General features: G+C 64.5%; 17 protein-coding genes. 6 read left to right on the top strand and 11 right to left on the bottom strand.

Annotation, left to right across the window (positions count from 1 at the left end; all coding sequences use genetic code 11):
- The first annotated feature begins 3 nt into the window (after positions 1-3).
- From AL755_RS09860 to AL755_RS09840, 5 genes are all read left to right on the top strand, one after another.
- The gene (locus AL755_RS09860) at positions 4-213 is read left to right on the top strand and encodes an MbtH family protein (RefSeq protein WP_082369063.1); all 210 of its coding nucleotides are present in this window, start codon (positions 4-6) and stop codon (positions 211-213) included.
- 136 nt (positions 214-349) lie between these two features.
- Positions 350-1,216 carry an ATP-binding cassette domain-containing protein gene (locus AL755_RS09855; RefSeq protein ID WP_237762652.1) on the top strand — a complete coding sequence of 289 codons (867 nt, stop codon included), beginning with the start codon at positions 350-352 and terminating at the stop codon, positions 1,214-1,216.
- Positions 1,213-2,013, top strand: coding sequence for an ABC transporter permease (locus AL755_RS09850; protein WP_054010854.1), 801 nt, complete (start codon positions 1,213-1,215; stop codon positions 2,011-2,013). The genes AL755_RS09855 and AL755_RS09850 overlap by 4 nt, the downstream gene beginning before the upstream one ends.
- Positions 2,010-2,753: a 4'-phosphopantetheinyl transferase family protein gene (locus AL755_RS09845; RefSeq protein WP_054010853.1), complete on the top strand. Its 744-nt coding sequence runs from the start codon at positions 2,010-2,012 to the stop codon at positions 2,751-2,753. The genes AL755_RS09850 and AL755_RS09845 overlap by 4 nt, the downstream gene beginning before the upstream one ends.
- A 223-nt stretch (positions 2,754-2,976) precedes the next feature.
- Positions 2,977-4,503: a stealth family protein gene (locus AL755_RS09840; protein ID WP_237762709.1), complete on the top strand. Its 1,527-nt coding sequence runs from the start codon at positions 2,977-2,979 to the stop codon at positions 4,501-4,503.
- Between the two features lie 33 nt (positions 4,504-4,536).
- Here AL755_RS09840 and AL755_RS09835 read toward each other — a convergent pair whose 3' ends face one another.
- Positions 4,537-5,478, bottom strand: coding sequence for a phosphodiesterase (locus tag AL755_RS09835; RefSeq protein ID WP_054010852.1), 942 nt, complete (start codon positions 5,476-5,478; stop codon positions 4,537-4,539).
- A gap of 185 nt (positions 5,479-5,663) precedes the next feature.
- Positions 5,664-7,160, bottom strand: coding sequence for an MFS transporter (locus AL755_RS09830; protein WP_054010851.1), 1,497 nt, complete (start codon positions 7,158-7,160; stop codon positions 5,664-5,666).
- 116 nt (positions 7,161-7,276) lie between these two features.
- On the opposite strand from AL755_RS09830, the gene AL755_RS09825 reads away from it, so the two are divergent.
- Complete coding sequence (locus AL755_RS09825) at positions 7,277-7,933, top strand: TetR/AcrR family transcriptional regulator (protein WP_054010850.1); 657 nt, start codon at positions 7,277-7,279, stop codon at positions 7,931-7,933.
- 69 nt (positions 7,934-8,002) lie between these two features.
- Here the strand turns inward: AL755_RS09825 and AL755_RS09820 are convergent, their stop codons facing one another.
- From AL755_RS09820 to AL755_RS09780, 9 genes are all read right to left on the bottom strand, one after another.
- On the bottom strand, positions 8,003-9,073 hold the full coding sequence (locus tag AL755_RS09820; RefSeq protein ID WP_054012981.1) for a glycoside hydrolase family 130 protein: 1,071 nt from the start codon (positions 9,071-9,073) through the stop codon (positions 8,003-8,005).
- 2 nt (positions 9,074-9,075) lie between these two features.
- The gene (locus tag AL755_RS09815; RefSeq protein WP_237762650.1) at positions 9,076-10,182 is read right to left on the bottom strand and encodes a glycoside hydrolase family 130 protein; all 1,107 of its coding nucleotides are present in this window, start codon (positions 10,180-10,182) and stop codon (positions 9,076-9,078) included.
- A gap of 11 nt (positions 10,183-10,193) precedes the next feature.
- Positions 10,194-11,132, bottom strand: a complete 939-nt coding sequence (locus tag AL755_RS09810) for an ABC transporter permease subunit (protein ID WP_082369058.1) — start codon at positions 11,130-11,132, stop codon at positions 10,194-10,196.
- Positions 11,129-12,100, bottom strand: a complete 972-nt coding sequence (locus tag AL755_RS09805; RefSeq protein ID WP_054010849.1) for a carbohydrate ABC transporter permease — start codon at positions 12,098-12,100, stop codon at positions 11,129-11,131. The genes AL755_RS09810 and AL755_RS09805 overlap by 4 nt, the downstream gene beginning before the upstream one ends.
- 5 nt (positions 12,101-12,105) lie before the next feature.
- Positions 12,106-13,401: an extracellular solute-binding protein gene (locus AL755_RS09800; RefSeq protein ID WP_237762649.1), complete on the bottom strand. Its 1,296-nt coding sequence runs from the start codon at positions 13,399-13,401 to the stop codon at positions 12,106-12,108.
- A 15-nt stretch (positions 13,402-13,416) separates the two neighbouring features.
- On the bottom strand, positions 13,417-14,454 hold the full coding sequence (locus AL755_RS09795; protein ID WP_054010848.1) for a LacI family DNA-binding transcriptional regulator: 1,038 nt from the start codon (positions 14,452-14,454) through the stop codon (positions 13,417-13,419).
- A 162-nt stretch (positions 14,455-14,616) separates the two neighbouring features.
- The gene (locus AL755_RS09790) at positions 14,617-15,054 is read right to left on the bottom strand and encodes a hypothetical protein (protein WP_054010847.1); all 438 of its coding nucleotides are present in this window, start codon (positions 15,052-15,054) and stop codon (positions 14,617-14,619) included.
- A 33-nt stretch (positions 15,055-15,087) separates the two neighbouring features.
- A complete protein-coding gene (locus tag AL755_RS23705; protein WP_202813549.1) occupies positions 15,088-15,540 on the bottom strand; it encodes a cupredoxin domain-containing protein in 453 nt (150 codons plus the stop codon).
- A gap of 1,070 nt (positions 15,541-16,610) precedes the next feature.
- Positions 16,611-16,814 carry a hypothetical protein gene (locus AL755_RS09780; RefSeq protein WP_054010846.1) on the bottom strand — a complete coding sequence of 68 codons (204 nt, stop codon included), beginning with the start codon at positions 16,812-16,814 and terminating at the stop codon, positions 16,611-16,613.
- Between the last annotated feature and the right edge of the window lie 510 nt (positions 16,815-17,324).

The following is a 17,324-nucleotide window of genomic DNA, read 5'->3' as shown; positions in this document are numbered from 1 at the left end:
TACGTGACGAACCCATTTGATGACATGAACGCAACCTTCCGCGTATTGGTCAATGACCTGCAGCAACATTCGCTGTGGCCCACCTTCGCCGATGTTCCAAACGGCTGGATGGTCATGTACGGCCCGGCCGGCCGGCAGGAGTGCCTGGACTTTGTCTCGCGCAGCTGGACGGACATGACCCCGCGCACGGTGGCCGAACTTGCGGCCTCCTAGTGATCAGTGTCCGTGGACTGTGCAAGAACTTTGGCGAATTCCGCGCGCTCGATGAGCTGAGCCTGGAGGTGGCTCCCGGGCAGGTGCTGGGGCTCCTGGGCCCCAACGGGCCGGCAAGACCACCACCGTCAGGGTCTTGACGACCCTGCTGGCCCCGGACGCCGGCGAGGTGAGCGTGGCCGGCCACAATGTCCGCACGGACCCCGAGAGTGTGCGGCGCTCCATTGGCCTGTCAGGCCAGTATGCCGCCGTGGATGAAAAGCTCACGGGGTTCGAAAACCTGGTCATGGTGGCCCGGCTCTATGGCATGAACCGCAGGGCTTCGGCGGCACGGGCCATGGAACTGCTGGATGAGTTCCGGCTCTCCGACGTTGCCGGCAAGCGGGCCGGCGCCTATTCCGGCGGCATGAGACGCCGCCTGGACCTGGCCGGGGCCATCGTGGCCCGGCCCGGGGTGGTGGTGCTCGATGAGCCCACCACCGGGCTGGATCCCCGGGGACGGCTGGACACCTGGGCTGTCATCTCCTCCCTGGTTGGCAACGGCACCACGGTGCTGCTGACCACCCAGTACCTGGAGGAGGCCGACCAGCTGGCCGACAATATCGCGGTGATCGATGCCGGGCGCGTCATTGCCGAGGGCACCGCCAACGAACTCAAGTCCCGCGTCGGCTCGGAACGGATCGACGTCGTCGTGGCCCTGCCGGAAAGCGTTGACCGTGCCGCGGCCATCCTGGCCCGGATCACCTCGGCAGTGCCGGAAATCGACCGGCAGACACGCAAGATCAGTGTTGCCGCCCCGGACGGCCACCACATGCTGGTCAGGGCCCTGGGCGATCTTGAGTTGTCCGGATTGCGGGTGGTTGAGGCAGCCCTGCGCCGCCCCACCCTCGACGATGTGTTCTTGCAGTTGACCGGGCAGCGGGCCAGGGACGCAACCACCCCCGCCGCCGTCGACTCTCCTGCCGTCGGCGCGAACCAGGACCACGAGGTACTGAAAACATGAGCACCCTCACCGCGGCCCTCCGCGACAGTTCGGTCGTTGCCGGGCGCAACCTGCGCAACGTCATCCGCACCCCCGGCGCCATGGTGACCAGCGTGGCCCAACCCATCATGTTTGTCCTGCTGCTGGCGTTCGTCTTTGGCGGCACCCTGGGCGGAGCCTCCTACCGCACTTTCCTGATCGGCGGCATCCTGGCCCAGACCCTGACGTTCAACGCCTCATTTACGGCCGTCTACCTGGCCAAGGACCTGCAGCTGGGGTTGATCGACAGGTTCCGCTCCCTGCCCATGTCACGGGGTGCCGTCATCCTGGGACGGTCATCGGCCGACCTGGTGACGAGCCTGCTCTCCATCGCCGTGACGCTCCTGTGTGGTCTGGCGATTGGCTGGCGCATCACCAACGGCCCCGGCCCGGCCCTGGTGGCGATGGGGTTGCTGCTCCTGTTCACCTTTGCGGTCTCCTGGGTTGGCGCCGTGATCGCCCTGACGGCACGCAGTGTGGAGGTGGCGCAAAGCCTGGGCCTGATCTGGTTGTTCCCGGTGACGTTTATTTCCGGTGCCTTTGTCTCGGTCCAGTCCATGCCCGGGCCCCTGCGGGCTTTTGCCCAGTGGAATCCCGTGACGGCGGTCGCCACGGCCGTGCGCAAGTTGTTCGGCAATGCCGCGCCCGAGGGCTTCGCCGCACCCGGCGGCTGGCCGGCCGACAACGCACTGCTCTACGCCGTGTTGTGCTGTGTGGCCATCATCGCGATCTTTGCCCCCTTGGCAATCTCGCAGTATGTGCGGATCAGCAAGCGTTGACCGGTGGCGGCCAGACCTCCGGCATCGACTTTGTCATCGCCAAAGCGCAGGATGTCCTTGACCGGGCCGCAGCCCGGGGCGGCGCCGGCGCACTGCTCTCCCGCACGGAGCTCGACGCCGCCGACCGATTCAGGAACCCTGCCGACGGTCGCAGATACGCCGGAGCCCATGTCTTGTTCCGCCTCATGGCCGCACGGGCCCTGGGTATCGACCCGGCAAAGGCTGCCGGATTGGCCGTGCACCGCGAGTGCCGCAGCTGTGGCGGACCACATGGGAAACCCATGATTGACGGGACCAGCCTGAGCCTTTCCAAAGCCGGCGGCACCGTCATGGTTGCCGCCGGCTTGCCGGGGCACCCCCTCGGGGCCGACCTCGAGGCCGTGCCCCGGGAACTGCATGCCGGCTTTGATGGGTATGCCCTGTCCCCCGGGGAACGGCGGACGCTGGAAAATTCCGACGTAGAATCCCGGATTCGGCTGTGGGTGGCCAAGGAGGCCGCCCTGAAAGTCAACGGACACGGCCTGGCCGTGGACCCGTGGACCCTCCATCTGCTGCCGGCGCCGCTCGACCCGTGGGCGCCGGCCGGTTGGGCCACCACCGTCGAGTCACCCGGCCGGGGCGGGCTGCACGGGCTGGACATCGCCTGGGTTCCGGCACCCCCGGGCTTCGCCGCCGCCATCGCCTCGGCCACCCAGCCGGTCATCCATCGACTGGATGTGTCGGATCCGTCTTTGACCTAGCCTCCGGAGTGCCGCCTGGGCGGACACCGACCGTTTCCCCGCCCAACCGGCACAGGGCGACATGTTGGTCCGCCGCCCAACACCCGAGCACTACTATTCAAGAAGACGCCCCCTTCCCGGTTCGGCATTCTTCTTACACAGCATTGGAGCCCCCATTACAGACGTGACCGCCGCGCATGATGTCTTCTTTGGCAACCCCGCATCCGACGATGACCTTGATTTCGTGGAGGAAACCCCGCCGTCCGCCGTCGCCCGCTTCAAGGATCGGCCCGACGTGGTCCGTCACCGCGGCCGGTACGTCCTTCTCAACCGTGACCGCACCCCGAACGAGGCCATGGTGGAGGACTTGCTGTTCATCCGCGGCGCCCTCGAGGCTGCAAGGTTGGATTACCTATTGGTGCGCGGCAATGACGAGCGCCCGGTGATTTCCGTCGATTGGAAGGACAGGGCCGTGCTGCGCAAGGCCCTGGTGGAGGCATGCGCCAACGAACCGTTCTATGCGATGACCGTCGACGCACGCAAGAAGTCGGCGTTGCTGGTGGCTGACGGGACACTGGCCAAGAACCGCAAATCCCGGATCCTGCGGCTGTACCGGCCGCGGTGGGAGCCCGACGGCGGCCTGGGCTACGGCGCGTCACTGGGAGTGCAGATAGAGCTGTGGAGCTTTGAGGGCGATCAGTTGATCCTGCCGGTGGAAAACTCACTGACCCGGCGCACACTGTTGGCCCAGGATGCGGTGCGTGGAACGGTGGAACGGTACGGGCACGTTTGGCCGACCATCGAGAACATGTTCGCCGACCATGCCTCCGACATCGGTTTCGACATCGATCTGGTCTTCTCCTGGGTTGACGGCAGCTCCCCCGAATACATTGCCGCCCGGCGCGCCCGGATGGAGGGCGTGGTGGTGGGCGAGGGTGACGACAACGAGGCCCGGTTCCGGCAGATCGACGAGCTCAAGTATGCGCTGCGCTCCATCTACACTTTTGCGCCGTGGATTCGGCGCATCTTCATCGCCACCGACTCCGCCACCCCGTCATGGCTGGCCGACCACCCGTCGGTGACGGTGGTGCGCAGCGAGGAGTTCTTCGCCGACCCGTCGGTGCTGCCCACCCACAATTCACAAGCCGTGGAGTGCCAGCTGCACCACATCGACGGATTGAGCGAACACTTCCTGTACTCCAATGACGACATGTTCTTTGGCCGCCCCGTCAGCCCGGACATGTTCTTCACGCCGGGCGGCATCACGAAGTTCATCGAAGCCGAGACCAGGATCGGCCTGGGCGAGAACGACGCCGAACGCAGCGGCTTCGAAAACGCCGCCCGGGTGAACCGGAAACTGTTGTGGGAACGGTTCGGGCGCATCACCACCCGCCACTTGGAACATGCCGCCGCTCCGCTGCGACGCAGTGTCATGGCGGCGATGGAACAAGAATTCCCTGCGGAATTCCGTGCGACTGCGGCCAGCACCTTCCGTGCGGCGGAGAATATTTCCGTCACCAACTCGCTGTACCACTACTATGGCCTACTCACGGGCCGGGCCGCCGTTCAGACCGCGGCCAAGGTACGGTACGTCGACACAACTGCGCGGTCGGGCTTGAACTACCTGCCCAAATTGCTCGCCAAGCGCAACGTGGACTTCTTCTGCCTCAACGACGGGAGCTTCCCCGAGGTACCCGCCGCCGAGCGAGCCGAGCTGGTGACCGATTTCCTGCAGAAGTATTTTCCGATCAAGGCGCCCTGGGAAAAATAGCCCCGCGCGGGCCGGCCCGCGCCTCAGCCAAGGTTAGCGCGGAGCCAGCCCGCGCCGTCGTGCCTGGACCGGAATGCCCGTAGTGCGCGGCGCGTGGTCCGGGATGCGGATCCCGGCCACGGCAAGGCGGGTCTGTGTCTCCCCGGCGCTGACAAACTCGCCAACGGTGAGGCCGGCGCCCAGCGGCACTGTCGAATGGACCACGGTGTGCTCGTAGACGTGGACCAGGTTGAAGGACTGCCCGCCGTCACGGCCGCGGGTGCCGCCAACCGGGACATTCAAGTCCTGGGTGTAGCACGTGGCCGAGGCGACTGACACCGGGATCCCGGCAAACATGGCGGTGGTCGAGTAGTGCAGGTGGCCCGCCAGGATGGCGCGCACGTCCGAGCCGCGCAACACGGCCGCCAGCTCGGATTGTCCACGCAGCTCAACCAGCACGGCAAGGTTCAGCACGCTGGGCACCGGCGGATGGTGAAGGGCAAGGATGGTTCCGCCCGGGGCGGGTGTGGCAAGTTCGGCGGCCAACCACTCCAGCTGCTCCGCGCCAAGTTCCCCGTGGTGGAATCCCGGCACGGAGGTGTCCACGGTGATGACCCGCAGCCCGTTCAGGAAGTAGGTGTGGTCTATGGGGGAACTGTCCGCGGGCTCCCCCAACAGGCCTGTCCGGAAGTTTCCGCGATGATCATGGTTTCCCATGGCCCAGATGACCTCCGCACCCATGGCGTGGCACGCGGGCTCCACAATCCTGCGCAGTTTGGCGTAGGCCTCGGGCTCGCCCTTGTCGGCAAGGTCGCCGGTGAAGATGACCGCTTCCGGCCGGGCACCCGAGGCAGCGATCTCGGCGAAGACTTGGCGGAGACGCGCCTCGCTGTCCACGGCACCGTAGAGCGGACCGGGACCGCCCAGCAGGTGGGTGTCGCTGAGGTGAAGCAGGAAGTGCCGCGGCCGGGGGTGTTCGGCCTCGATGAAGTCCATGACTGCCTTAATGGTCGGGTGGATACGGCAGCTGCCGTGTCCCTCTCATATACCCCCATCCAACCACCGCCGCGGTGAACCGCGCGCCAACACACCCTGTATTTTGAAACAACGTCCATGGATCCGTGCCCGGCTCCCGCTACCGGGGCGGCTGCCAAGCCCCGGTGGGGGGCTTGGCGGCTCGACTACATCGCCGTCTTGGACTCGTCGAGGTTGCCAACGCCCGCTTTGGCGGCCTCGCGGCGGCTTTGGCGCACGGAGGGTGCAATCAGCGCGGCAATGATCGCGAGAACGCCGACGCCGGCGGATGCCCAGAAGCCGATCGTGAAGGCGGCGTCCGTGGGGGCACCCTGCACCGTGACATTGGAGGAGATGAGTGCGGCGATGACCGCGGTGCCGATGCTGCTGCCGACGGTGCGGATGACGGTGTTTGCACTGATCGCTTCACCGGTCTGTGCGGCGGGCACGCTCTCGACGATCGCGTTGGAGGTGGCCGCCAGGGCCATGCCGATGCCGAGGCCGGTGAGTACCCCGGACAGGAGGATTTGCCATTCCGCACCATGGCCAAGGGCCGGGATGAGGAACGCGAAGGTGACGGCAAGTCCACCAATGACCATGGGGATCTTCGGGCCGATCCTGCGGATCAGGGCACCGGCAACCACGCCGGAGATCACCATTGCGACGACGGTCGGCAGCAGGTAGACCCCGGCCTGGCTGACGCTCTTGCCAAAGCCGTAACCGAGGACGGTGGGCAGCTGCAACAGGGTGGGGACAAGGATGAACGTGCCGAACATGGCGAAGCCAAAGGCCAGCGCCACGATGTGCGCGGTCCAGACCCCACGGTGCCGGAACAGGCGGACGTCGATCAACGGTTCGGCCACCCGCAGTTCCACGAAGACGAACACCACGAGGGCCGCGGCCCCCAGGATGAGCAGGCCGATCGTCTTGGCGTCACCCCAGCCCCAGTTCTGTCCCTCGCTAATGGCCAGCAGCAGTGAAACAAGGCCGATCGTGAGGATGCCGGTACCCACCAGGTCAAGACGTCCCGGCGTACGAACGGGAGACTCGGGCATGCCAAAGATTGCACCAAGCAGCGCAATGGCTACCAGCACGGCGGGGAGCCAGAACAGCCAGTGCCAGGACAATGCTTCAACGATGGGCCCGGCCGCGACAATGCCGACGCCGGCACCGATACCGAAGATTGCCGAGAGCAGACCGATGGTCACGCTCACGCGTTCCTTCGGCAGCTCGTCACGGACAATCCCGATGGACAACGGCATCACCGCACCCGCGGCGCCCTGCAGGACGCGGGCAACCACCAGCACGCCCAGGTTCGGCGCGAGTGCAGCCAGCAGAGTGCCGGCAAGAAGCAGGGAAAGGACAACGATCAGAATCTTGCGCTTGCCCACCATGTCACCCAGCCGGCCCAGGATCGGGGTCAGCACGGATGCCGACAGGAGGTAGGCGGTGAGTACCCAGCTGGCGGCGCTCGTCGCGACTCCCAGGTCCTTGCCGATGGTGCCAAGCGCCGGCGCCACGAGCGATTGGAGCACGGCAAACGACAATCCACCGAGTGAGAGATAAAGGATGATCGCGGTTCCCCGGGATCGCGGCGCCTTCGCAGGCAGTCCCGCAGGAAGTGGCCCCGACCCTCTGACGGGACTCTGGGTGGTGGCGGACATGACTCTCCTCGAGATGTAAACAAACGCTGACTTACCTAGCTTACTGCGAAACCGCAGCAAGTCAACACACGTTTACTTTGCCTGCCAGGCGATAGTATGGCCAAGGGAAGTGAGAAATGAACAAGAAGATTCAGGAACAGCCAGAGGCACCCGCCGATACGGGCTCCGGCACCGACGACGAGTTGATCCGGCCCGGGCGGGACGCGGCCGCGACGCGGCGTGCCCTGGTGCGCGCCGCACGACGACGCTTCGCGACCGACGGGTATCGGGCGACCACCGTGCGCCACATTGCCGCGGACGTAGGCGTCAACGTTGCGCTGATCAACAGGTATTTTGAATCCAAGGAAGGCCTCTTCGAGGCGTGCATGCTACGCACGTCCGACGAATTGGACTCCCGCACGCCGGAGCACATCACCGACGTTGAGGACATGGTCGAGCGACTGATAACCCACGTGGTGAATGCACCCGACGGCGACGACCCCCTGCAACTCTTGTTGCTGCTGCGCTCCTCGGGCGACGAAAATGCCGACCGGATCAGGCGGACAACCCTTGAGGGCTTTGCCCAAAAGATCGCGGCAAACGCGGGTTGGAGCCCGGATAACCCGGCTACGGAACCGATCCTGCTGCGCGCGCAGCTCGCCATCGCGACGATGCTCGGCGTGGTGATGCTGCGCACGGCTGCCGCCGCGCAGCCGATCGCGTCAGCCGGACGCGACACACTCGGCGGTCCGCTCGGGCAAGTCCTCCGCATGCTGCTTGCCGACGACGACTAGCAAGACATTCGGCGGGGTGCAGGAGCCTTCGATTTGGTCGAACGCGGCACCCCCGCCGCCGCACGCACCCTAGGCCCGTTCCGCTGTCCGGTCCAGGCGGGCCACGCCAATACAGGAATCGGCCATGCCGTAGAACACGTATGGGACACCGTCAACAAGTTCAATGGCGGTGGGAAAGACCACGTTGGGAACGGTCCCGCTCCGTTCTTGCTCGGTTTCCGCGGACAAGAGCGGTTCCGTGGTCCGGGCGATGACTTTCCACGGCTGGTCGGCGTCGAGGATCATGGCGCCGGCAGCGTAGTTCACATCCTGTTGCTGCGCCATGGCGCTGACCAGGGTTCCGGTGACGCCGTGGTGGATCACCAGCCAGCCTTCGGGAACCCGCAGTGGCGCCGGGCCGGCACCGATCTTGAGCTCCTCAAACGGGTATTCCGGGCCGGCCAGGAACAGGTGGCTGGACCAACGCGCCAGGGCCCGTGGGTCTGCGAGGGCGTCGGCGAGGTGGATGAAACTGATCCAGATACTGGGGCGCTCCTCAACCAGCCACCCCGGCTGCGTACCGGACTCCCCCGGCCTGACTTCGCCCAGGTCCCACATCGGCCGGTGGAGCACGGCCAGGCTGGGGACGCCGTCGGGGCCCGTCACCGATTCAGGAAAGAAGACCGTGTCCTTGTTGTGGTACAGGCCAAGGTCCACGTCGAGCGCGTCGTCGTAGTCGAAGGTGGCCGGACCCAGCCGGACCCAGCTCCGCAGGTCCGTGGACGTGGCGACGGCGGTCCGCGGCCCCAGCGGACCAAAAGCCACGTAGGTCATGACATGCAGGCCCAGTTCAGCTATGAAGGTGATGCGGGGGTCCTCGACGCCGGCGTTCTGCGCGCCTTGCTCCCAGCTGCGGTCCGGTTCGAGCACCACTCCTTCCCGGCTGACCGAGGAGGGAACGCCGTCGACGACGTTGACCCTCGCAATGCCGATGCGTGAGACATTGCCGCGGGCCACCAACCGGGGCAGGAGGTACAGTTCGCCATCCGCTCCCCTGCCACTGGCGGGATTCAGGACACCCTCGACTTCCAATTCGTTGCCGTGCTCGGGGGCCATGATCATGCCGGCCCTGGTCAATGCGTATGGAAACTTTTCTGACATGTTCACGCGTTCACTGCTCCTGATCGATGTTTGCGGTGCTTGCGGGACTTAGCTGGATTCGGTGCGGTAGAAATACATTTCCCGGGATCCGGCCGGGGCGTCCCAGCCTTGGGCGAACATCCACTCGCCACCGAACTTGATGAGCCCTCCCCAGGCCAGGGATCCACCCGGGTTGACAGCCTTTTGGGCAAAAGGCTCGTGTACGTCGTACACGGCCTGGGCCGCGGCGAAGTCGCCGTTGGCGTCGCTGTAGAAGAAGTCCAGCACCAGCTCGGTTTCGGCGTCGTCAACGATCGCGCACGCCACCTCGTGCAGCGAACCACCCAGGGGCCGAGGTCGAGGTATTCCTGGGGCGAAAACGTCCAGTTCACCAGGTCCGGGGACCGACCCACGTGGGTGACACCCCCACAGCCTTCCGAGAGGTACATCAGATATTCCCCGGCAATCTTGACGGCCTCGCCATTGGCCCGGCGCGGGATCACCGCACCCTTGGCCCAGAACTGCGAGACCTCGTGCGGCACCACCAGGCCGTGCTTCTCCCAATGGACTAGGTCGTCGGATATGGCCAGGTTGATGTCGCATCCGACGTCGCCGAGCGGGTAGTTATCGGGCTGAAAACCGGAGGGCCGGTCGTCCTTGCCGATGGTGAAGATGCCGTTGTAGAACATGTAGTACCGGCCGCCGGCGGCGTAGACCTTGGGATCCTCGCAGCCGAGGACCTCATTGTCCCGGGTGGGGAAGATGACGGGGTTTTCGGCGTTGTCCCGCCACCCGGTCGCCGGGTCATGGACCGCCATGCCGATGCGGCTGGCGATCGATTCCTTGCGCGGGGAAGCCCGGTAGAACAGGTGGAGCCTGCCGTCGCGCTCCATGAGGGACGGGTTGAAGATCGAGTCCGACGTCCAGCCAATGCCGGTTGGATCGGGCCAATCCTGCTCTTGCCGGAAAGTCAGGCTGCCATCCTGCCGGAATGGTCCCACGGCCCAGGCGGGCCGCTGCGGATACGTCGAGGAGAACTGTTCGGTTGAAATGACGTCGGTCAGCGGATTGCTGAATTCGAGGGCCTGGTTCAGGCTGTCAAGCAGTAATTCTTTGGTGATGGGCTGCACGGAGGTGATTCCTATCCTTTGACTGCGGCACCGATGTCGGTGGAGATGAAGTACCTCTGGAAGGCGATGAAGATCAGCACGACCGGCGCTGCCAGGACCACGGCTCCGGCCAGGATGGCGCCGAAGGGGTTGGCGGTGGAATTTGCCACGTTGCTGATGTAGTTGGCCAGGGAAACTGCCAGGGGCTGCATACTGGCGTTCTTGGTGATCAGGAACGGCCACAGGAACTCGTTCCACGGACCGATGAAGGTAATGAGGATGACCGTCACCAGGGCCGGCCGGACCAGCGGCAGCGCGATGCGCAGCAACAGTTTCACCTCGCCGGCGCCGTCGATCCGAGCCGCATCAAACAACTCCCGCGGCACTTGCAGGAAGTACTGGCGGAAAATGATCACCGCGGTCGAATTGATCGCGAATGGCAGGATCATGCCCAGATAGTTGTCCGCCAGGCCGTAGTCGCGGGCGATCAGCACGTACAGGGGAATGGTCAGCAACTGGAAGGGCACAATCTGCACCAGCAGGGCCAGACCGAACGTCACACCCCGGCCCCGCCATTGCAGGACCGCGAGGGCGTAGCCAACCAGCACGCCGAAGACCACGGTGCACAGCACCACGCCACCCGTGAAGATGCCGGAGTTCAACAGCCCGGTGAACAGGTTGATGCCGGAGTTGATGGTGGCGTAGTTGCTGCCGGTGAGGTTGGCCGGGTTGGGAAATGCGCCGGCGATGGAGGTGTCGGGCGATTTTTGCAGGGACCCGATCAGCATGTAGTAGAACGGAAACAGGAACACGATGGCGCCGATCCCCAGGACTACGCCCTGCAGGACGGACTGGCCGCGGGTCAGTTCCAACTGTCCCCGGCGACGGCGCAGGCGCGGCACTTTCAGCGTTCGGCGAGTGGCGCCGTCGTCGTAGCTTGTGGCGGGCCGATTCGTTGGCTGCGGGCTCATGATTTCTTCCCTCCGGCAAAGCGATTTTGGATAAAGGCCACGATGAGCACGCCGATGACCAGGACAATCCCGATGGCGGACGCGTAGCCCGGGTGCCCCTGTTCGATGCCCTGCTGGTACATGATCAGGACGGGTGATGTCGAGGCGCCGTTGGGCCCGCCGCCTCCAGTGAGCAGGTAGGGCTCGGTGAAGAGGTTGGCGCCGACCACGGTGGAGAGGAGCAGGACCAGGACGGTTGCCGGCCGGACGCTCGGGACGGTGATGGAGAAGAAGGAGCGAATCTTTCCGGCACCGTCGGTGGCGGCGGATTCGTAGAGTTCCTTGGGAACGTTTTGCAGTGCCGCCAGGTAGAGCAGGATGTAAAAGCCAAGCTGTTTCCAGGTGACGAACAGGGCAATGGTGGGCATGGCCCAGGCGGAACTGATGAGCCAGGACGGGCTCGGAGCCAGGGGTCCCAGCAGGTGGTTGACGAGTCCGGAGCCGCTGAAGAGGAAAAGCCAGACGCCGACGACGGCGACGCTCGCCGTGACGTAGGGGACGTAGAAGCTGACCCGGAAGAACGTGGCGAACCTGACCACGCTGTTCAGCGCGGTGGCCAGCAGGAGCGAGAGCACCACGGTTAGCGGGACGTTGATGAGCAGGAAGACCCCGACGTTCGCGAACGACTGCAGCACGGCCGGGTCGGAGAAGAGTTGTACATAGTTTTGCAGGCCGATGAAGGGACGGTCGACCTGGGCACCTGGGGCTGCGAAGAAGTAGTCGAAGAAGGACATGTAGACCGCGTATCCGATGGGATAGGCGAAGATGGCCAGCACGAACACCAGATAGGGTGCGCTCAGGATCCAGCCGATGGGATTCCGGCCGAAGACCCGCAGCTTCAGGGCGCGCCGTGGTTTCGGGTGGGTCCCGCCCCCGGCGGGCGGCACGGGGGCGGCTCCCGCCCTGGGCGAGACGGATAGTTTCGACATTTCTGTCAGTTCCCTGCGGCTTGCGTGTTGATCTTGTTCGCCGCATCCTGCAACGCGGATTCAACGCTGCCCTGGCCGGTGATCACGGCCTTGGAGTAGGCGTCGCGGAGGGCCTGGAGCTCGGCGATCGTGTTGGGGCCCGTGGGGTCGTCAACCGTACGTTCTGACTGATTTGCGAAGGTCTTGTACGCCGGGTTGGCCGCAAAATAGCTCGCATACGTGGTTTGCAGATTGGTCCTGATGGGCATCTGTCCGGTTGCCTGGAGCAGTTTCCCGTCCTGCTCCTTGCTGGTGGCGAATTTCATGACATCCCATGCGGTGCCCTGGTTCTTGCAGGAGCTGTACATGCCCACATTCTTGGCGTCCGGGAACGTCCAGGTCTTGCTGGCCGGGGTGCCGGCCGGGGTCGGGACAGGCACTGATCCCCAGTTGACGGCACCCTTGTAGACCGAGATGGCCCATGGTCCAACAATGGCCATGGCGGCCTGGCCAGTGGCGAAGGAGTCACCTTGGGCTTGTTCCTTGCCGGCGAGTCCGTCGGCGTAGATCGTCTTCCAGAAGTTCGCCACTTCAGCGCCTGCCGGGCCGGCGATGGTTGCCTTGCCGTTGGCGACAAGCCCCTTCCCGCCGGTTGCTGCCGCGTACAACGGCAGGAAGTCAAAGTTGGGCTGGAAGAATTCGCTCGTCGGTGCCGGGTAGATGGCGTAGGGTGCGGCACCGCTGGACTTGATCTTCTGGGCTGCAGCAAGGAATTCGGCGTAGGTGGACAATTTGGGGTTGTTCGGATCAAGGCCGGCCTTCTTGAAGATGGCCTTGTTGTAGAAGATCATGACCGGGTTGGACTTCCACGGCATCTGGAAGAAGTCACCATTGGGAGATTTGTACTGTGCCGCCGAGGTGCCGCTGCGGGCTTCGATATAGGCGTTCGCGCCGGAGAACTTGGACAGGTCAACCAGCCCTCCCTGCTTTTCGAACTGACCGGTGGCGGCCGGCAGGTTGTTGAACACCAGGCAGGGCGTGGTCCCTGCGGTAATTGCCGCACCGATCACTTCCTCCGTGGTCTTCCCGGCCGGAACCTCCTGGCCGGTGATCTGTTCAGACTTGTGGGCGGCGTTCCATTCGCTCACCATTGACTTGCCCCAGGCGACCTCCTGGGCGTTGTTGGAGTACCAAATGGTGATGGGGCCGTGGGCGGTCATAGCGGCTGCGGCATTGGGGCTGCCGCCTCCGCATGCTGCCAGCGAGAGTGCCAATGCGGCGGCGATGGCCGTTCCGGCGAGGATTTTGCTTCGTTGCATCATGGTGTTCCTCTGATTTCAAGCTTTGATGTTCTCTGCGGGGTGAACCGCAGGCGCGGTGGACCCCCTGATGACCAATTCGGCGGCGGGAAGTTCGGCGTTGGGCGCCTCGCCGTCGTCAATCAGCTTCAACAATGTGAGCGATGCCGTGCGGCCCCATTCGGCGGGGTCGTTCTTGAGGGTGGTCAGTGACGGAAACACGTACTTTCCGATTTCCGACCCGTCCATTCCACTGATGGACAAATCCGTCGGCAGTTTCAGGCCCCGCTCTTGGGCCACTGACATGCCGGCTATGGCCATGGGGTCGTTGGCGAAGATGATCGCCGTCGGCCGTTCGTGCAGGTCCAGCAGGTATCGCGTGGCTTCGGCGCCCTGTTCGGCGGAGAAGTCGGTGGGGACCACCACCGGGTCGAATCCTTCCTGTCGCATGACGGCGGAGTATTGGTCGCGCCGATGCATTCCATGGAGCATCCTTTCGTCGCCGGCCACATGCGCTATCCGCTGGTGGCCGAGTGAAATGAGGTAGCTGGTGAGTTCGGCGATGCCGGTGTCGTAGTCACGGCTGATCGCCGGGAAGGGGCTGCGAATGTCTGGGATGCCCAACGTGACCGCCCAAACTCCCAACTCCTCAACCAGCGCGATGCGGTAATCGTCCTTGAGCAGGTCGGTCAGGAAGAATCCATCGACGCGGTTGTCCCCGGCAAGCATGCGGTAGGCCTCCTGCTCCGCCTCGGCGTCCGGGACGACGGTGAGCACCAGGACCTGGGCCTTGTGGGCCAAAGCGGCTTCGATGCCGGCGATGAACGCCGGAAAGAAGGGGTCCGCCTCGATGATCCTGGGGTCGCGTCGCACCACGAGTCCCAATGCGTAGGCCCTGCGGTTGGAGAGGCCGCGTGCGCTTGCGTTGGCCCGCCAGCCGATGCTTTCAGCGGCCTGGCGGATCCTGTCCTTGGTTTCGGCAGCCACGCCGGGCCGGTCGTTAAGCGCAAGCGATACCAGGCCCTTGCTGACTCCCGCCGCGACGGCAACATCGGCAATAGTTGGTCTGCGCAGCATCAGATTTCTCCTTGGGACGTGAATTAAACCGGTTTAGAAGCAATCTATACCGGTTTAAGAGGTGATGTCAATCACGTCAAGGAGTTGCGCTGTCGGGATGGAGTCTGATCCGAAGCACTTCCGTCACTCGGCACGGCGGTGCCGGAGGGCAGCGGGGGCGGGTCAAGCCCGGCGGGTTCTCCGGTGGAGGATCAGCGCGGCGGCCGCCAGGATCACAACGGCGGCCTGGGCGAACGCGGTCAGTGTCTTGTCAAAGAACCACACTGGTTCGTACATGGCGGGGAAGGGCCCGAATGCGGGCAGATCGATGTAGCGGTAGAGCAGAAGGACTGCCAGGCCGCCGCCGGCAACAAGCAGGGCCAGGACCCAGGCCGGCCGGCTGCCGCGGATCAGGACATAGAGCCCGACTAGTGCGGCGGCAACGGCTTCGGCGACAAAGAGGTTCCCTTCCCCGAGGCCCCCGGGTGCGGCGGCCTGGTAGCCCGGGGCGAGCCGGGCATGGACCACGGCGTCCACGCTCAGGGCGGCCGCCGCCAAAACCCTCAACACCACGGCAACTGCGGTTTGGCCGCGATGGCGGGCCGGTTCTGATCGTTCCATTGGGGGGAACCTCTCTGGAGCCTTGGGTCGTGGTTATTTGACTGTCAATGTCCCGTGCATGCTGCCGTGGTAGTTGCAGTGGTAGGTGTACGAGCCTGGTTTTGTCGGGGCGGTAAACGTGACGCTTGCGCCGGGTTCGACGACGGCGTTGAAGGAACCGTCGTCGGCCGTCAGCGTGTGGGCCTGGGAGTCCAGGTTCGTTACGGTGACTTTTGAACCGGCCGAAACACTGTCCGGGCCGGTGTAGGCAAAGGACTTGATTTGGATGACCGCATCGGCTGCGGTCCCAGTGGTCGCCGTCACGGACGCTGTCGGGGCCCCACTCATGTCCGGACCCATCGATGCGGAGGACGGCGCCATGGCAGCCGGAGGGGCGGCCGAAGTGTTGGTTCCCGTACCGGCGCTCCCGCAGGCGCTGGCCCCGAAGATCGTTGCGGCGGAGACCAGGGTGAGAATTACGCGCCGGCGGTTATTTGTCATTGACATGGGATTTCCCTTTCATGGAGCGGACGAGGGGATTCCGGCTCTTGATGTGGCGTCGGAAGTGTCCTCAGGCGAAGTTCGACTCGACTGCGAAGCAGTCCGGTTCCGGCCATGGTTGAGAGTTGCTTCGTCGTCGAGGTCTCCGTTGACATGGGCTTGGCCGATCGGGTCGCGGCGCCCCGGGAACGGCGCACCTCAAATAGTTTTGTCCGCAGGATATTTTTGAGTACTTAGGTTGTTCGTTGCCGTGGACGGTTCGGATTGCCTTGGCCGGCATCTATTACGTGGGGCCGGACCGCCCCGAGTGGGTTTGGCCCCACAGCTTCCCGAATTGGCGCCCAATTGCTCGTTAGCGTGCGGACGGCTCTTCGCCTGCGACAGCGAGGCATGGCAAGAACTTGGAGGAGCTAGCGAAATGGGCCGACGTAGAGCGACCAGGGTGGCTACGGAGGCCCGCTCCAAAGGTGGGATTCGAACCAGCTTCCACCCCTTGCAAACACTGGGAAGCGGCGGCCTCTTGCGGATATTCGATCCATTCCGATGGGGTCCTGGCCAGTCCGGACTGCAAAGTGTTCCCGACGTGAACGCGTCGAGATATCGCCGAGTACTCCGAAATTTGCCCTGTCCGGCGGCTGTCTCAAGACCCGGCAATCGTGTGAAGTGACCGCCGCTTTTCCACTCCGCACTGGTGCCCCTTCCGCAGCAGAGGCGGACCAGAAGCAGCATCCGGCCCGGCGCCTTCCCACGGTCCCGTTCGTGTTGCTACTTCGTCGACGTGGCTAACTGGTCGAGGTCGCCGACGCCCGCATTGGCAGCCCCTCGAGGGGCTCTGGCGCAGGGACGGTGATATCAGCGCGGCAATGATCGCGAGCACGGCAGCTCCCATCATGGAAAGTCCGGTGGCGATGACCCGCCTCGGTATCGACGTTCAACACGCACGGGCACTGCGGGTGGCGGGCCATCCCGGTGACCGCTTCGATGGGCTGGGAGTCGGGTTTGCAGGACTCGCGAAACCCAAAGTGCCGCCGCAACTCCGCGTTGCGACGGCACTCTCTTATTGGCTGGCTGGGGCCCTAACTGAGGTCGATCAGTGAGTCCGAGGAGGTCCCGCCGGCCGCGCAAACCGTGTACAGGTTGGGCCCGCTGCGAGTGATCCTCACCAGGTCCTTCGGTGCGTTTGCCTTTGAGGAAACGTGGGCAATGGCCGCTTCCAACGTGTGGTCGATCGTTGAGTGGTCCCAGATCTTCAGGGTCATAGTGTGCGATTCAAAGTTCATGCGCCGTTGCTTTCTTTGATTGGTTCACCGCCACCTCGTCCTTGAGGCAGCCGCATCAGCCTATGCGACCATCCCCTCGCGGCAGATCGCAATGTGACTGACGGCACAGAAATGCGCCGCCGGATGCGTAATCAAGGCGGCAGTTCTTGGCGAACATGGTGCTGGCGCAAGGGCGGCGACTCAATATTGGACGGCAACGCCACACGGTCCATCGATGGACGACAGAGAACCGACGCGGAGATCCTTGCCACCCATAAGCGCCTCCACTTCGAACGCTGGACCCCAACGAAATCAACGCCGGTAACGGACCCCGGCATGGACACCCGAAGCCGACACCCGAACATTCACTATCCGCGCAAACGTCCACGAGGTCTCCAGCAACGAAACCCCCGACGCCGGATCGGCCTTGGACCTTGGCCCGTGGGTTTTGCGGATCCTGCAGGTCCTGTGACGTCTGCGCCGCCAACTGCCGGCCACTCAGCTGAATTGGATCGTTCGGCGTGCCGGCGG

Source organism: Arthrobacter sp. ERGS1:01 (assembly GCF_001281315.1).
Classification (GTDB): Bacteria; Actinomycetota; Actinomycetes; order Actinomycetales; family Micrococcaceae; genus Specibacter.
The sequence above is the reverse complement of the archived record's forward strand: the minus strand, read 5'-3'. Positions and strand labels throughout refer to the sequence as shown.

Excerpts from the sequence above, each read along its gene's own strand:
- AL755_RS09850 (WP_054010854.1), top strand. The coding sequence starts at position 1,213 with ATGAGCACCCTCACCGCGGCCCTCCGCGACAGTTCGGTCGTTGCCGGG.
- AL755_RS09835 (WP_054010852.1), bottom strand. The coding sequence starts at position 5,478 with ATGGACTTCATCGAGGCCGAACACCCCCGGCCGCGGCACTTCCTGCTT.
- AL755_RS09830 (WP_054010851.1), bottom strand. The coding sequence starts at position 7,160 with ATGTCCGCCACCACCCAGAGTCCCGTCAGAGGGTCGGGGCCACTTCCT.
- AL755_RS09825 (WP_054010850.1), top strand. The coding sequence starts at position 7,277 with ATGAACAAGAAGATTCAGGAACAGCCAGAGGCACCCGCCGATACGGGC.
- AL755_RS09820 (WP_054012981.1), bottom strand. The coding sequence starts at position 9,073 with ATGTCAGAAAAGTTTCCATACGCATTGACCAGGGCCGGCATGATCATG.
- AL755_RS09810 (WP_082369058.1), bottom strand. The coding sequence starts at position 11,132 with ATGAGCCCGCAGCCAACGAATCGGCCCGCCACAAGCTACGACGACGGC.
- AL755_RS09805 (WP_054010849.1), bottom strand. The coding sequence starts at position 12,100 with ATGTCGAAACTATCCGTCTCGCCCAGGGCGGGAGCCGCCCCCGTGCCG.
- AL755_RS09800 (WP_237762649.1), bottom strand. The coding sequence starts at position 13,401 with ATGATGCAACGAAGCAAAATCCTCGCCGGAACGGCCATCGCCGCCGCA.
- AL755_RS09795 (WP_054010848.1), bottom strand. The coding sequence starts at position 14,454 with ATGCTGCGCAGACCAACTATTGCCGATGTTGCCGTCGCGGCGGGAGTC.
- AL755_RS09790 (WP_054010847.1), bottom strand. The coding sequence starts at position 15,054 with ATGGAACGATCAGAACCGGCCCGCCATCGCGGCCAAACCGCAGTTGCC.
- AL755_RS23705 (WP_202813549.1), bottom strand. The coding sequence starts at position 15,540 with ATGTCAATGACAAATAACCGCCGGCGCGTAATTCTCACCCTGGTCTCC.
- AL755_RS09780 (WP_054010846.1), bottom strand. The coding sequence starts at position 16,814 with ATGAACTTTGAATCGCACACTATGACCCTGAAGATCTGGGACCACTCA.